The following is a 14,864-nucleotide window of genomic DNA, read 5'->3' on the forward strand; positions in this document are numbered from 1 at the left end:
CTTTCCATTATATACAACTAATAATAGAAAATTTAGTACTTATCAATTGTACATATTTCTTTTTTAGAATTTGCTATAAATAAAAGGTAATATTATTTAATAATTAGAATTAATCAACTTCTTCAAAATTAAAATCCTTTTCTTCATCATTTGATAATAACTTAATCTTGCCTTCATACTCATTTAACATTTTGTAAAGTTCATTACAAAGTTTAATTCCTGCTTCATATTGTTTCATAGAATCTTCTAAAGTTAGCTCACTACTCTCCATGTCAGAGATTATTTCTGTCAATTTCATTAATTTATCTTCATAACTTTCTTTTTTTCTTGCCATTAAACATTCTCCTTATATTGAACTTTAAACTCCCCACTACCATCTTTCAATAAAATTTTGATTTGGTCTTTTGCTTTTAAGGATTTAATTGAAGTTATTAAATTATTATTTTCATCTTCAACTAATGCATAGCCCTTATTTAGTACATTTAATGGATTATGAGCACTCAGCAATTCATAACTTTTAGAAATTTTTAATAGTTGCTTTTCCAATATATTCTCAATTTTATTATCTAATAAATTTTTAAATTTATCTATAGTTTGATACTGATTAATAATATAATTTTCTGGACTATTTAATTGAAGAGTCTTTATATATAAATTTAATTTATTTTTTTCTTCCTTAATTTTTTTATCTATATTTATATTAATTAATACTTTATACCCCATTAATCTCTCTTCTAAATCCTTCAAAACTGGAACTGTAAATTCTGCTGCTTGTGACGGGGTTGCAGCTCTCTTATCACTAACAAAATCACTTATAGTATAATCCGTTTCATGACCTACACCTGTAACTATAGGCTTTGTAGAAGCTGAAATAGCTCTTGCTACTATTTCTTCATTAAAAGGCCATAGTTCTTCAATAGATCCTCCTCCTCTAGCTAAAATTATTACATCTACATCTTCCATTTTATTTAAACACTCTATAGCTCTTACTATGTCTTCACTAGCATTAGCCCCTTGGACTAAGGAAGGATATATGAGTAAATTAACTTTAGGATTTCTTCTAGTTGATACATTTATAATATCCCTAATAGCTGCTCCTGTAGGTGAGGTTATAACTCCTACAGTTCTAGGGAAAACAGGTAATTCTTTTTTTCTAGAAGAGTCAAAAATTCCTTCTATTTCTAATTTCTTTTTTAACTTTTCAAAGGCTATATAGAGTTCGCCTTGTCCATCTACATCCATACTATTACAATATAGCTGATACACACCTTCTTTTTCATACACAGATATTCTTCCACTAACAACAACATTCATACCATTTTCTGGTATGAATGTTAATGAGTTTGCATTACTTTTAAACATAACGCAGTTTATTTTAGAAGAATGGTCTTTTAAAGAAAAATAAATGTGCCCACTACTATGAATTTTTACATTAGATAATTCTCCTTTAACATTAGAATTACTAAGTATAAAGTCATTATCAATAGTCTTTTTAATATAACTATTTAATGCGGTAACACTAATTATTTTTTTATACATTTTTATTCCACGCCTCACAGGTATTTCTTAATAGCATAGTTGTTGTCATAGCGCCTACTCCTCCAGGTACTGGGCTTACATGAGATGCTACCTCTATAACTTCATCATAGCATACATCTCCTTTAATCTTTCCATCTACCATTGTAGTTCCAACGTCTATAACAATTGCTCCATCTTTTACAAAATCTTTTGTCACAAATCCTGGTCTACCAATTGCAGCAACTAATATATCCGCTTCTTTACAAACTTCTTTTAAGTTTTTTGTTTTAGAATGACATATAGTAACAGTAGCATTTTCATTTAATAAAAGCTGTGCCACCGGTTTTCCTACTATATTACTTCTTCCTATAACTACTGCATTCTTTCCTTTAATATCATCTTCAACATACTTAATAAGCTCAAGTATACTTTTAGCAGTACAAGGTATAAAGCACTTTTCTCCTTTGTATAATCTTCCTGTATTAATATCTGTTAATCCATCTATGTCTTTATTATGACAGATTGCTGAAGTTACTTCTTTTTCATCAAAATTCTTTGGTAGGGGTAATTGAAGAATTATTCCATCTACTGTATTATCATTATTTAACTCTTTAATTTTATCTATAAGTTCTTCCTGTGTAATAGTTTCATCTAATATTAGAGAGTTATAACTTACACCTAGGGATTCACTAAGCTTTTGTTGATTTTTCATATAAGAAATAGATCCACCATCATTTCCAACTAAAATAGCTACCATTGACGGCTTTCTTACACCTATTAATGTTTTTTCTTCAATTCTAGCTTTTATGTTTTCTCTATGAGTTACAGCAATTTGTTTTCCATCAATTTTTATACCCATTACAGTATTCCCCCTTTTTAATATATAAATAAGCCTCAAAAAATAATTAGTTAATTTATGATATTTTACCACTAGCATGTCTATGATATTACTATCAATATAACCTACATTGGAGGTTTAAAATAAAATATTTTCTCATCTCAACTAGTTATTTTATTTCAGCTCCTTTATTTACCTTTAATTATACTATTTAATACTCCATTAATAAAGGAAGAAGCATTATCTTCTCCATATTTTTTCGCAAGTTCTATAGCTTCATTAACTGATACCTTTTCAGGAATATCATCTTCAAACAAGATTTCACAAGTTGCTATTCTAAGTATAGCTAAATTCATTTTTGATAGTCTATTTAAGCTCCATTTAACTAAATTTTTTTCTATAGTTTCATCAATTAAAATTATGTTTTCATTAGTAGTCTTTAAAATTCTTATTATGTATCCAAAATCCACATCATCCAATTTTATGTCAGTATTTTCTTTGAAGCTTTCAACTATATCAGTATAACTTTCTTTATTTATTGACATTTCAAATAATAGCTTCATAGCTATTTCTCTTGATTTTTTTCTATTCATAAATTGCCTCCTAAATATGTAATTATTAATTTATGTCATTTTTAAATATATGCTGAATTTTAAATTATAACTATTATATCTTATATATAGATGTACTACTTCCTAATTTAATCTACAAATCTATATATTTAGGCTACTAAATCGTTAAAATTTCCGCCTTATGTAATACGAATTGACTATTGATAATGGACAATTATTGATACTTCTCTTTTATAAGAAAAGTTTTCAGTTGATTTCTTTTCACATGACACAATTATTTTTATTAAAAAATCTATTAAAAATCTATTATAGAAATTAGTTTAATGAAAACTAATTTCCATCATAATTGTCAATTGTCCATTCTCAATTCTCCATTGATTAAAATTGTGAATTGAAATATCTAAAAGATCAACTATATTCGTTTATACATTAAGTCCTGAAATAGTATGTATTGCATAAAATATTTTTAAATTTTATCTCATTATTTTTATTACCGATATATACAATAACCTATGATATAATTATTTTCAACCTGAAAATAATTATATCATAAATAATTGACACAATAAAAGAAAACTAAACATAAAAACACCCTCTTTATCAGAGGGTGTTTATTGCTAGTTCTCTTTTGCATCTTCCTTATCTGATTTAGGGAGTATAACATTTTGTACAAAAACATTAACTGCTGATACTGTTAAGCCTGTCATTGTTTCTACAGTTCTTCTTACATTGTTTTGAACTTTTTCTGCAATTTCAGATATCTTAACTCCATACTCAACTGTAATATATAGATCTATAACAGCACTATCCTCTTCTAAACTAACCTTAACTCCTTTAGAAGCATTTTTCTTTCCCCCAAAGATTTGGCTAATTTCTCCTACTAAGCTAGCACTCATTCCAGTAATACCTTTTATTTCAGACGCTGCTATTCCAGCAATTACACTAACTACCTCGTCAGATATTTTTACAATACCCATTTCCATATCGTTGATTTCCTCATGTATTTTATTTTCTTCCATATCAGTACCCCCTTGCATTTACATAGGTAAAAGTTGTTAAAAATATTATATCAGATAAAGAATTATATTACAAATATTATTCCATAGCCTTTATTTGTATGTTTTTAATGTTAGCTTTATTCATCACCACATCTTTTACTTGTCTTATTTGTTGATCAGTTAATTCTTTATCAACTTTTACAACTACATTAGCTTTACTATCTTCTAATTCACATACTGCTTCCTCAAAGCCTTGTGCTTTTAAAGCAAGCTCAATATTAGTTTCTTTATCTGTTCTAAGCGCTAAATTTTTATACTCTTCAGCAGCTTCCGCTTTTTGCTCAGCAGGAGTATTTTCATCATCTAATAAAGTTTTTAAGGTTTGAATAGCTTTATTTCTACCTTGTTCACGACTTAGTCTTGATTCTGTAAAGTAATTAGTACTGCTTGTAGTCTTAGTTTTTTCTTCTTTAACTGTCTCTCCTATGAATTGATCATCAGTTACATATAGTGGTCCATTTACCTTAGTTGCCGCATATCCACATAATACTATAACTAATAGCAATGCAGAAATAATTACAGTTTGTTTTTTATTCATTTATATTCCCCCCAAAATTTTATTTCTAACTCATTATATGCTAATTTTTCATAGGATATACCTGTACTTTTTCTTCCTCTAAACCGAAAAGATTAGTAACTGCTTGACGTACTCTAAGCTCTGTTACTTTATCTCCTGCACCTTCAGCTACTATACATATACCAGTTATTTTAGGATTATAGGTTTTAACTATTAATGGTTCTGTTTTTCCTCCATCATTAGACATAACAACAGTACTTCCCCCATTCTCCTGTGTTATATTCCTTTCACCTCCACCGGTATCTTTTTCTTTTGTAGTACTTTTTGAATCATTTATATTGAATGCTGGAACTTGTTCTTCCCCACCATCAAAATAAATCATTGCCTCTATCTTTCCAACGCCTTCAATTTTTCCTAAAATACCTATTAGCTCATTTTGAACTTTTTCTTTATAAGATATTTTTGCTTCTATAATACTAGCTTCTTGTTGTTTATTATTATTGTTATCATTATTGACCATATTAGAAGCTTTTGTGTCTTTAAAAAAACTTCCTACAATTGTTAAAGCTATTCCAGCTAGTAGAAGTAAGATTAAATTGAAAGTTTTATTGTTTGAATTTGCTTTTTTACTTATTAAGTTATTTTTTCCCTCATCAGGATTATTTATTCCAACATTCACATTATTTTTACCTTTGTTAAAATCCATTAGTATGTTTTTGAGCTTATCAAAATTCACATTTATTCCTCCTTTTTTTATTCATAGGTTAAATATAATTAATTACTGTTATATAATGCATTTTCTTTATAAACATATATAATTTCTTCAGGTACACTATATTTAGAGCTAATATACTTTTTTATTTCTAGTGCATTCTCATCCTGAGAGTCTTGAACCTTATCTACTGTTACACTATCACTCCCTATTTCTACTTTCTTTATCTTTTCAACGGTACTATCATTTAATCCAATTTCTATACTGTCAATTTGAAAGCTATTAGATTCTTTAATAAAGGAGGCTTCTACTTTTGTTTTAAATTTTTTATTACCATATTCCTCCTGAAGATCCTTGGTGCACTGTATCTCCATATTCTGTTCAAAATTTTTAATAGTATTTTCTACATTGGCTTGTCTATATTTTTCATAATCTACTTCATACTTTTGATCAAATATGTATGCAGCAGAATTTTCAATTTGCCTATGAATGTCTGCCTTAGAATTTAAAAGTTTAACAATTGGATTTAAAATTATAACTACTAATATTAGACCTAATGCAAATTTGCAATATTTTTTTAGTTTATTATCTGGTAGTATCATCTGTACTGCTGTAATAAAAAATACTGCAGTACAGATATTTATTATCCATTGTTTTAAAGAGTCTATCATCTTTTCACCACCCTATCCTCACAGCATTATAATGCTTTTTCCTGTAGAAGCTACAATGGTAATCATTATGAAGAACATTATGCTTACACTTATTATGCAAGAATTTATCATGATAAGAGAATTCCCAGCTGAATCAATCACTGAAACAACTTTTTTATCACTTATAGGCTCTATTAAAGCTGCAGTAAGCTTATATATAAATGCCATGATTAATATTTTTATTATTGGAAGCAGCATTATTACTATTATTACAATTAAGCCTATAGAGCTTATAGCGTTTTTTAAAAGTACCGTATAGCCTGCTACTGTAGAAATAGCATCAGATAATGTTTTTCCTACTAAAGGTATAAAGCTATCAACTGCAAATTTTGCAGTTTTCATAGTTACTAAATCAAGACTTTTAGCTGCAATACTTCTTATGGTTATTATTGCTATAAAAACAGTCATGAATATTCCTTGTGTCCATAGTGCTGATTTTCTAAGAAGGTTTGATAAATTATTTACTTTATAATCATCAGAAATATTATTAACAAATTCCAATACAAAACTCATGCAAATTATAGGTATTAGTACAGTAGCATAAAATCTTGCTCCTACACTACTTATTCCCATTATTATTGGATCCATTAAAGTTGCTTCTACAAAACCTCCAACGCTAGCCAAAAGCATCATTAATATAGGGAATAATGCAGCTACAAAATTACTCATTTCCATAATTGCATCCTTAGCTAAAGTTACACCTATATAAAAGCCTTTTACAATCAGAATTATCATTACAGAATAACAAGCAAAATAAGCAATATTTGTTAAATTTTCATTACTAAATGCATTTTGAAGATTATTTAATAATGCACATACAATAGCTACAATTATTAGTGAACCTACTAATTTAAAAGCAACTAAAACTTCTTTAAATGCATATGTGGAAAAGTATTTAAATAGCTCTTTCATAGATAGTCCACTATCTCCGTTTTTTATATAGTTTTTTACAAATTCTTTTGGATTCATATTATTTAATATTTCATATTCACTTTGTATATTAGTTATATAATCATATAGTTTTTCTATTTGGGCATTTTGTTCTTCTGTTAATCCTGTGGTATCTTCCATAGCTTGTACATTAAAAGGTAACCATAATATAATAGCTAATACTAACAAAAATCTCTTCATATTCTACCTCTACATTATCTTTAATATAGTTTGCATAACACCCATAAGTATTGGCATCGCTAAAGTAAGTATTAATATTTTCCCTGCAAATTCAACCTTAGATGCTATGCTGTTTTCTCCCGCATCCTTGCAAACTTCACTACAAAATGAAGATAAATAAGCTATTCCCAAAATTTTAAATACTGTATCTAGATAAATTACATCAATATTTGCTTTATTTGCTAAGGTTTGAAGAAAATTTATTACAACTGTTAGCTTACTTATCATAAATAAAAATATGGTTATTCCAGCTATTAAACTCACAAATAATGCAATATCATCTCTTTTTCCTTTAATAGTTTGAGTAATAAAGAGAGCACAAAATGCAAAGCCTACTATTTGCAATATTTCCATAATGTCCTCCTTTTAGAAATAAAATAGAGTTTGTATTGATGTGAAGAGTTTGCTTATTAAACTTATTATCATCATCAAAATTATTATTATTCCTGCAAAATTTGCTATTACAGCATATTCTTCTTTACCACCACTTTTTAAAACCTTATCTATTATTATAAGAACAACCCCTACCGCTCCAATTTTAAATATTAAATTGAAATCTAACATTGACTCATCCCCCTAAATAAGAACTATTACTACCATAGCACCTATAGTAAAACCTAAATATCTATACATTTTTAAATTCTTCTCTAAGGACTGTTCTGCATTTTTTATGGCCTTTTCTAAATTTATAATTGTCAGCTTAAACATTTCATCCTGACCTTCTAAACTTATCTCACCTAAAGTTTTAGCCAAACTTAGAAATATCCCTATATCTTCTTTAGTTAATTCTAAGCTTTCTTTATTATCCTCAAAGGATCGTATAAAAGCTTCATATACACTATCACACTCATGTCTTCTTAGCATATTTGATACACTATAAAAAACTTTATTTACTGGACTTTTTGTCTTTTCTGCTACAGTTATAAGTCCCTCTTGAAGTAATACATGGCTGTAACTTATTTCATTTTTTAAATGATATATAGCGCCCTCTAATTCCCTTAAATGTATGACCCTTTTTTTAAGATTTTCACCATACAAATATCCGATAAGAGAAGCAGACGTTAAAATCATAAAAGAACCTACTAATTTTAACATTTGTAATCACCTCTTATTTCTCCTCTCTTTGTAAAGTCATATACGTATTCAATAGTACCTACACCTTTTCTATTGCTTAATACTATTGCTCGTTTAAATACACCATTTTCCATAATTTCTCTAAACACTGGACGTTTATATAAATCTTCTACATCAAATCCATGAATTGTAGTGATTAAATTAACTCCAGAATTTAAAGCTGCAATTATACTTTCCATATCACTTGAGGTTCCTATTTCATCACAAATTATTATCTGTGGAGACATACTTCTAATTGCCATTATTATTCCTTGACTTTTAGGACAGTTGTCCAAGACATCTGTTCTATCTCCAATATTCATTTGAGGTATTCCATTATAGCAAGCTCCTAATTCACTTCTTTCATCTACAATAGTTATATTTTTTCCCGTAAGTTTTAAACTGCTACTTCCTGTAGATAACACTCTACATATATCTCTAAGGATAGTTGTTTTACCACATTTAGGTGGAGATATAATTATAGTGTTTAAAACATTATTTTCCTCTATCATATAGGGTAATATTTCTTTAGAACAATCTATTACTTCCCTTGCAACCCTTATGTTTACAGAAACAATATTTTTTATAGTTTTTATTATGTTATTTTCCGTTACTACCGTTCCACATAATCCAACTCTATGTCCACCTTTTATAGTTATATACCCTTGTTTAATTTCATCCTCAAAAGCATATATAGAATAATTGCTTATTTTTTGAAGAACATATTTCATTTCTTCTAAAGATGTCTTATAATGAAAAGATTTTTCATTATTATTAGAATAAACATATAATGGCCTATTTACTTTTAATCTAATTTCCTGTAGCTTATTTATATCTACAGTATTTTCTAAGAAATCTCTAATACTTTTAGGTAATATATCTAGTATTTCTTTTGCCATTTTTATCACCCTTTCATATTTCATTATTATTTAGATGGTGGACAAATTATTACTAGTATTTATATTTTTTAATAAATCTAAAATAAAATAATTATTAAAAAATTCTAGGAATATTTTTTATCAAAAAAATAAAACCAGATACTGGTACTACCTGGTCTTTTAATACAACATATAATATATAGATAAATTACTTATAAGGTTAATATATAGTCTAATATGCCTATGGTATTAAATATTCAAATTCACAGCTTTAATCAATGGAGGATTGAAAATGGATAATTATTTACTACTAAATATATAGTGAGTCTTTTATAATAAATAGCTATATAAGTTCAAATAAAATAGAAATCTAAATAATCTAATAATAGATTATATAAATGTATGAATTAAATTTGTAACTAATATATCTATATATATGATGATTAGTTATTTTTAAGATACAAATATAAAAGAGTCAATTTAGAAATATTTCTAAATTGACTCTTTATAATTTTAATATTAAACTCTCTCCATATATTCGCCTGATCTTGTATCTACTCTTATAGTTTCACCTTCATTAACAAACAATGGTACTTGAACAATTGCTCCTGTCTCTACAGTAGCAGGTTTTAAAACATTTGTAGCAGTATTTCCTTTAACTGCTGGTTCTGTATGAGTAATTACTAATTCTACAAAGTTTGGAGCTTCTACTGAGAAAGCTTCTCCTTTATAAAATTTAATTATTGCAAACATATTTTCTTTTAAGAACTTTATAGCATCTTCAACTTTTTCATAGTTTAGTGGAATTTGTTCAAAAGTTTCTTGATCCATGAAGTAATATAATTCTCCATCAGAATATAAATATTGCATTTCTTTTCTTTCTATTACTGCTTCTTGTAATTTAGCAGTTGGGTTAAAAGTTGTTTCAGTAACTCCTCCAGTTAAAACGTTTCTTAATTTTGCTCTAACGAAAGCCGCACCTTTACCTGGTTTTACATGTAAAAATTCTATAACTGTAAAAACTTGTCCACCCTCTTCAAAAGTCGTTCCTTTTCTTAAATCTCCAGCTGAAATCATTAATGTTACCTCCTAATATAAATAGTTAAACATTTGTTAATTATATTTATTATAACCTATTTAAAATAAATTAATACCAATTTATAGCTATATACAAAGCCAGTAAGAGATGAGTTTCTTAGATAATTTTATTATTGTAAAAATTAAAACAAACTCTCCCAATCTATTTAAATACGTTAAATTTATAACCTGTATATATAAAATACGGTATTTTTAAAATTACATGCATATGAAATAGTTTTTTTCTAAATGGACCTCTAAATCATTAATTTTAACAAAATCTATAATCCTTAGCGCAAAAAAATAAACTTAATTTTAAGTTTATTTTTGCAAGGTGTTAATTATCGCTTCTATAGCCATAATATATCCATAATGTCCAAATCCACTTATGACACCATAACACCCTTCGCTTATAACACTATTTCTTCTATACTCTTCTCTTTTATAAATATTGCTAAGATGAACCTCAATAGTAATAATATTATAGGCTCTTATAGCATCTAGAATAGCAATACTATAATGAGAATATGCTCCAGGATTTATAACTACTCCATCATATACATTTATAGCACTATGTAATTTAGAAATAATATCACCTTCATAATTGCTTTGATAAAAGTCAATATTTATGCTGATATCTTTAAATCTATTTTTAATTTCTTCATTAATTTGTTGTAATGTTAAGTCTCCATAAATGCTCTTTTCTCTATTGCCTAATAAATTAAGATTGGGACCATTTACAACTAAAATATTCATATTTAAAACCACCTTATCATAGTCGCTAATAATAATATTTTACCAAAACTCAATAATATTTGCAATTATAATTGAGAAAATTATTAATATAATTTATTAATATCTGTGAAATAAAACTCACTAACTAACTATTTTAAAACATAATTAAAGCTCTAAATTAAAGCTCTAAAATTTTCTTATATTATTCATTATTAAATCTATATTTTCTTCTTTATTTTCTCCTAGCTCTATGGTCATATGTGCTTTACTATATGTTTTTATTCTTTCTTCATACATATTTTTTAATTTCTTCTCATAATCACATTTTAAAAGGGGTCTATCCACAATATTTTTTCCTCTCTTTATAAGAAGTTCTAAGTCTACCTTTAAAAATATAACTATCCCTATATCTTTTAAGGTTTTCATATTGTCATTGAAAATCGGAAGGCCCCCACCTGTACTTATTAAAGTTCTTTCAGTTTTTTTAAAATCATTTAATAGATTTTTTTCACACTGTCTAAAATACTGCTCTCCCTTTAAAAGAAAAATATTATTTATGGTATTATTTTCTCGCTTTTCTATCAACTTATCTGTATCAATAAAATTGTAACAAAGTTCTTTACTGACTTCATATCCTAAAGTAGTTTTTCCACTAAGGCTCATACCAATAAAAATTATATTTTTATTTAATTCCTTTATCATTATATGCTCCTAAAATAATAATTATTTATTCTTAATAAAGGTAATATCAAAAGTAATTTTTTCATTAGGGATGATAAGTATATTATTAAGGGATTCTACAGATTGAAATCCTTTTAAATAATTAATAATTGGTACAAGCTCTTTGTAGTTACCATTAAAGCTTACTTTATAACTACATAGCTCGCCATCCATGCTCATTTCAATAATATTTAAACTCTCATAAGATAATATTATTTCTAAGGCATCCACAAATCCATAATTCTTTTTATCATCTTTTGATTTATATTCTCCAATTACCTCTTTGGTTATATTTACTATAAAAATTATATAAATACAAAGTAATCACTATTACAGCTGTTACTGTTATTAATATATTAAGTTTTAATAATTTAAATCTTTTCATAATGCTACCTTGAAATATTTCTTCTCCTTTTCATAAATTATAGGAGATAGATATTTAATACTATATTTATTTTCAATTATTTTTACTGCGTTTATATAATTTTTTATCCTCAATAAATATTTCTAGTTCAATAGAATCTTTATTGATATTAATAAATTTAATATGGAAATTATCTAAATTTAAATTTTTAGTCAAATCATTAAATTTTTCAATGGCTACTATTTCTTTTTTATTCTCCTTCTTTATAAAGCTTTTATTTTCTTTTTTGTGCATTTCATAACTATCTATTTTATCCATATTAGTTTTTAAAAAATATATTTAATATTAAGATAACACATAGGATTATAGTAAATAATTTTATTATACTCTCTACTTTTTTCTCTCTTACGCTTATATATCCACTAGATATAAACCTACTCTTTTTCATACGCTCACCCAATTATTGCATATTGTAATATTCTTTCCATAGTAAGTGGTGATAGTTCTGTACTATTATATGTATCCTGTAAATATGTAAATTTGACATATATTACTAATTTTTCTTTTCTCATGAAATCTTTTTATAGTATAACTTTCACTTCATTCAGGTAAAATCTAATAAATTTATTCTTTTTTTTTTTTTTTTTTTTTTTTTTTTTTTTTTTTTTTTTTTTTTCATTGCATAAACTAATATATTTTTTACCTAATAGATATATATAATTTTACATATATTCTAAATATCTAATCGAACACTTTTCTCTCTTTTATCGTATAAGTCTTTAACATAGTTTTGTATAAAATTAATTCTTAATCCATTACAGTTGTAAATAGAAGAATCTTTTAAAAGAGAGTATTTATTTTCATGAAAACAATATAGGATAATATTATAACAAGCTTTATCCTCTTTGATTATTTCATAAGAAAACATCACCTTTTCTCCATACTGTTCTGTTATTTCATTTCTCAATATATAGTACACATACCTTTTACTTACCTTAGGTATACTTATTGTTTTAATGAAAAGCTCTTCCCCCTCAATTATTAACGTAATAGTTTTATTTTTTAAACTTATACTTTTAATTTGTTCATTACTATATTCTTTATTAAATTTCACATTATTAAGTATAGTTTTTTTAACTTCTATCGCCTTTGATTCTTCATTATTACCATAAATGATTAACTTATTATTAAATATAGCTATCACCTCTCTATAATAATAGTTTTTATATATTTAAAAGAATCTTTTCCATTTTTATTTTCTAGTGCATAATATTCTTCTTTAAATTGTCTTCCCATATAAGGAATAGTTAAAATAAAACACTTATATTGTTTATCATATTTTATATATGAATTTTGATAAGTTATATCAACTGATGAGAGATCTTCTATATCATTAGATTTTAAATAAAGTGATAATTTAGTTAATAAAATCTCTCTATACTTTTCATCTATCTTTTCTCTTAACAAGTAATTATTATTATTATCTTCATACTGTAAATTCAGCATTTTTCTATGAAAAATATAGCTGCTCAAAGCAATGATTATACTTCCTATAATTATAACAGGAATTAACACAGCCCCTTTTTTCTTTAATTTCTTATTAAATAACATCCTCTAGCTCTCACTCCATTTAAACCTTCTAACTCTAAATATAAAAGTCTATCTACAACTTTTATGTGAAAATTCTTTACATCTTTAACTATATAATTTTTATATCCATTATCCTTAGGAAAATTACTATCATGTCCATTAAGCATATATAAATTGTTATCTATAAGTTTTATTGCCTTAATTATAGGATCATTTTTCATATATAAAATAACCATATCTTCCATAACTTTCACATCTCTACTTTGATTATGGATTTGATTTTCTATAAAGTATAAGGCTTCTTCCAAATCAATTTTTTCTCTCATTTCCTTTATATCTTTATGAAAAAATTTATTCATACTAACAAATGAAGATATCAATCCTGAAAGTACAATGGTTATTATAGTTACTGCAACAATTAATTCTAATAAACCATGCCCTCTACTTTTTTTAGTAATTCCCTTTGTAAAAAGTGTATTCAATAGGTATTTCACCTTCCTTAAAATATCCTATCAATGTTATTTTTATTAGGTCTTCCTCAGCTCCAATTTTTAAACATACATATTTTCCATCTTTAGGATTATTATGCTGAAGAACATCTATGAAGTTGCCATCATAATGATTTTGTAAGTTATCTTTAGTAATATATACTTCTTTATCTAAAATACTTATAAGTTCTTCATAGTTAGAATTATATAGAATTATTTTTTCTACTTCATATATCATTTTAACTGTTTCACTTTTTTCTCTATTAAAATTAGAGACTTTATTACTTACTATAATAGTTTGAAAAATTGTGGTACATATTAAAAGTAGTAAAGTCATTGAAACAACTAATTCTAATAATATAAATCCATTTTTATTTTTTGATACTAACATAATTTGTTCCCACCAACATTGTAATTGTATTTATGTCACCACTATTATCTGTAAGTTCTAATGTAAATGCACTTCCACTATATCCAAACTTATTTATTTTAATGGAATCTTGATTAAAATAGGATATCCTAATATTTTGTGGTAGCTTTAGCTTAGTTATTAATTTAGTTTTACAATAAGAGGAGATTTCATTTCTTTCCCTATCAATATATATAATTACATCATTATGTTCTTTTCTACTATAACTTCTACTATAATTAATAAAGCTTACTACTTCGTTACTATAGTGTTCAACCGTTATTTGATTTTCATAGTTCTTAAAAAATTTAAAAGATACCATACCTATAGATAAAATTATAGAAATTATTCCTATCACCAATATAAATTCAATTAATAAAAAGCCTTTTTTCATA

General features: G+C 25.9%; 24 protein-coding genes. All 24 read right to left on the reverse strand.

Annotated elements, in window-relative coordinates:
• Positions 1–109: 109 nt before the first annotated feature.
• Complete coding sequence (locus ACY1IQ_RS07490; protein ID WP_461613360.1) at positions 110–334, reverse strand: exodeoxyribonuclease VII small subunit; 225 nt, start codon at positions 332–334, stop codon at positions 110–112.
• A complete protein-coding gene (gene xseA / locus ACY1IQ_RS07495; RefSeq protein WP_461613361.1) occupies positions 334–1,539 on the reverse strand; it encodes an exodeoxyribonuclease VII large subunit in 1,206 nt (401 codons plus the stop codon). Before xseA ends, ACY1IQ_RS07490 begins: the two co-directional genes overlap by 1 nt.
• Entirely contained in the window at positions 1,532–2,377 is an 846-nt protein-coding gene (locus ACY1IQ_RS07500; protein ID WP_461613362.1) for a bifunctional 5,10-methylenetetrahydrofolate dehydrogenase/5,10-methenyltetrahydrofolate cyclohydrolase, read from the reverse strand. Before ACY1IQ_RS07500 ends, xseA begins: the two co-directional genes overlap by 8 nt.
• Before the next feature lie 167 nt (positions 2,378–2,544).
• A complete protein-coding gene (gene nusB, locus ACY1IQ_RS07505) occupies positions 2,545–2,949 on the reverse strand; it encodes a transcription antitermination factor NusB (RefSeq protein WP_461613363.1) in 405 nt (134 codons plus the stop codon).
• A 596-nt stretch (positions 2,950–3,545) separates the two neighbouring features.
• Entirely contained in the window at positions 3,546–3,947 is a 402-nt protein-coding gene (locus ACY1IQ_RS07510; protein WP_461613364.1) for an Asp23/Gls24 family envelope stress response protein, read from the reverse strand.
• Positions 3,948–4,023: 76 nt separating this feature from the next.
• Positions 4,024–4,524: a SpoIIIAH-like family protein gene (locus ACY1IQ_RS07515; protein ID WP_461613365.1), complete on the reverse strand. Its 501-nt coding sequence runs from the start codon at positions 4,522–4,524 to the stop codon at positions 4,024–4,026.
• 40 nt (positions 4,525–4,564) lie between these two features.
• Positions 4,565–5,239, reverse strand: a complete 675-nt coding sequence (spoIIIAG, locus tag ACY1IQ_RS07520; protein WP_461613366.1) for a stage III sporulation protein AG — start codon at positions 5,237–5,239, stop codon at positions 4,565–4,567.
• Positions 5,240–5,277: 38 nt separating this feature from the next.
• Positions 5,278–5,886 (reverse strand): stage III sporulation protein AF, encoded by a 609-nt coding sequence (gene spoIIIAF / locus ACY1IQ_RS07525; RefSeq protein ID WP_461613367.1) that lies wholly within the window; start codon positions 5,884–5,886, stop codon positions 5,278–5,280.
• A gap of 18 nt (positions 5,887–5,904) precedes the next feature.
• Positions 5,905–7,056 (reverse strand): stage III sporulation protein AE, encoded by a 1,152-nt coding sequence (spoIIIAE, locus tag ACY1IQ_RS07530; protein WP_461613368.1) that lies wholly within the window; start codon positions 7,054–7,056, stop codon positions 5,905–5,907.
• Between the two features lie 9 nt (positions 7,057–7,065).
• Positions 7,066–7,449 carry a stage III sporulation protein AD gene (gene spoIIIAD, locus ACY1IQ_RS07535; protein WP_461613369.1) on the reverse strand — a complete coding sequence of 128 codons (384 nt, stop codon included), beginning with the start codon at positions 7,447–7,449 and terminating at the stop codon, positions 7,066–7,068.
• A 12-nt stretch (positions 7,450–7,461) separates the two neighbouring features.
• On the reverse strand, positions 7,462–7,659 hold the full coding sequence (gene spoIIIAC / locus ACY1IQ_RS07540; protein WP_039632654.1) for a stage III sporulation protein AC: 198 nt from the start codon (positions 7,657–7,659) through the stop codon (positions 7,462–7,464).
• A 12-nt stretch (positions 7,660–7,671) separates the two neighbouring features.
• Entirely contained in the window at positions 7,672–8,190 is a 519-nt protein-coding gene (spoIIIAB, locus tag ACY1IQ_RS07545; RefSeq protein ID WP_461613370.1) for a stage III sporulation protein SpoIIIAB, read from the reverse strand.
• Positions 8,184–9,107 (reverse strand): stage III sporulation protein AA, encoded by a 924-nt coding sequence (gene spoIIIAA, locus ACY1IQ_RS07550; RefSeq protein WP_461613371.1) that lies wholly within the window; start codon positions 9,105–9,107, stop codon positions 8,184–8,186. Before spoIIIAA ends, spoIIIAB begins: the two co-directional genes overlap by 7 nt.
• Before the next feature lie 498 nt (positions 9,108–9,605).
• On the reverse strand, positions 9,606–10,163 hold the full coding sequence (efp, locus tag ACY1IQ_RS07555; protein WP_039632650.1) for an elongation factor P: 558 nt from the start codon (positions 10,161–10,163) through the stop codon (positions 9,606–9,608).
• A gap of 321 nt (positions 10,164–10,484) precedes the next feature.
• Positions 10,485–10,919, reverse strand: a complete 435-nt coding sequence (gene aroQ, locus ACY1IQ_RS07560) for a type II 3-dehydroquinate dehydratase (protein WP_461613372.1) — start codon at positions 10,917–10,919, stop codon at positions 10,485–10,487.
• A gap of 165 nt (positions 10,920–11,084) precedes the next feature.
• The gene (locus ACY1IQ_RS07565; protein WP_461613373.1) at positions 11,085–11,600 is read right to left on the reverse strand and encodes a shikimate kinase; all 516 of its coding nucleotides are present in this window, start codon (positions 11,598–11,600) and stop codon (positions 11,085–11,087) included.
• Positions 11,601–11,621: 21 nt separating this feature from the next.
• Complete coding sequence (locus ACY1IQ_RS07570; protein ID WP_461613374.1) at positions 11,622–11,849, reverse strand: hypothetical protein; 228 nt, start codon at positions 11,847–11,849, stop codon at positions 11,622–11,624.
• A gap of 31 nt (positions 11,850–11,880) precedes the next feature.
• Positions 11,881–12,003, reverse strand: coding sequence for a hypothetical protein (locus tag ACY1IQ_RS07575; protein WP_461613375.1), 123 nt, complete (start codon positions 12,001–12,003; stop codon positions 11,881–11,883).
• A gap of 72 nt (positions 12,004–12,075) precedes the next feature.
• The gene (locus ACY1IQ_RS07580; protein ID WP_461613376.1) at positions 12,076–12,300 is read right to left on the reverse strand and encodes a hypothetical protein; all 225 of its coding nucleotides are present in this window, start codon (positions 12,298–12,300) and stop codon (positions 12,076–12,078) included.
• A gap of 415 nt (positions 12,301–12,715) precedes the next feature.
• Positions 12,716–13,186, reverse strand: a complete 471-nt coding sequence (locus tag ACY1IQ_RS07585; RefSeq protein ID WP_461613377.1) for a hypothetical protein — start codon at positions 13,184–13,186, stop codon at positions 12,716–12,718.
• Positions 13,183–13,593, reverse strand: a complete 411-nt coding sequence (locus ACY1IQ_RS07590) for a hypothetical protein (RefSeq protein WP_461613378.1) — start codon at positions 13,591–13,593, stop codon at positions 13,183–13,185. The genes ACY1IQ_RS07585 and ACY1IQ_RS07590 overlap by 4 nt, the downstream gene beginning before the upstream one ends.
• Positions 13,572–14,054, reverse strand: coding sequence for a prepilin-type N-terminal cleavage/methylation domain-containing protein (locus tag ACY1IQ_RS07595; RefSeq protein WP_461613379.1), 483 nt, complete (start codon positions 14,052–14,054; stop codon positions 13,572–13,574). The genes ACY1IQ_RS07590 and ACY1IQ_RS07595 overlap by 22 nt, the downstream gene beginning before the upstream one ends.
• Positions 14,023–14,451, reverse strand: a complete 429-nt coding sequence (locus ACY1IQ_RS07600; protein ID WP_461613380.1) for a prepilin-type N-terminal cleavage/methylation domain-containing protein — start codon at positions 14,449–14,451, stop codon at positions 14,023–14,025. The genes ACY1IQ_RS07595 and ACY1IQ_RS07600 overlap by 32 nt, the downstream gene beginning before the upstream one ends.
• Positions 14,432–14,863: a hypothetical protein gene (locus ACY1IQ_RS07605; protein ID WP_461613381.1), complete on the reverse strand. Its 432-nt coding sequence runs from the start codon at positions 14,861–14,863 to the stop codon at positions 14,432–14,434. Before ACY1IQ_RS07605 ends, ACY1IQ_RS07600 begins: the two co-directional genes overlap by 20 nt.
• Between the last annotated feature and the right edge of the window lies 1 nt (position 14,864).

The sequence above is a fragment of the Clostridium sp. Marseille-QA1073 genome (assembly GCF_054863625.1).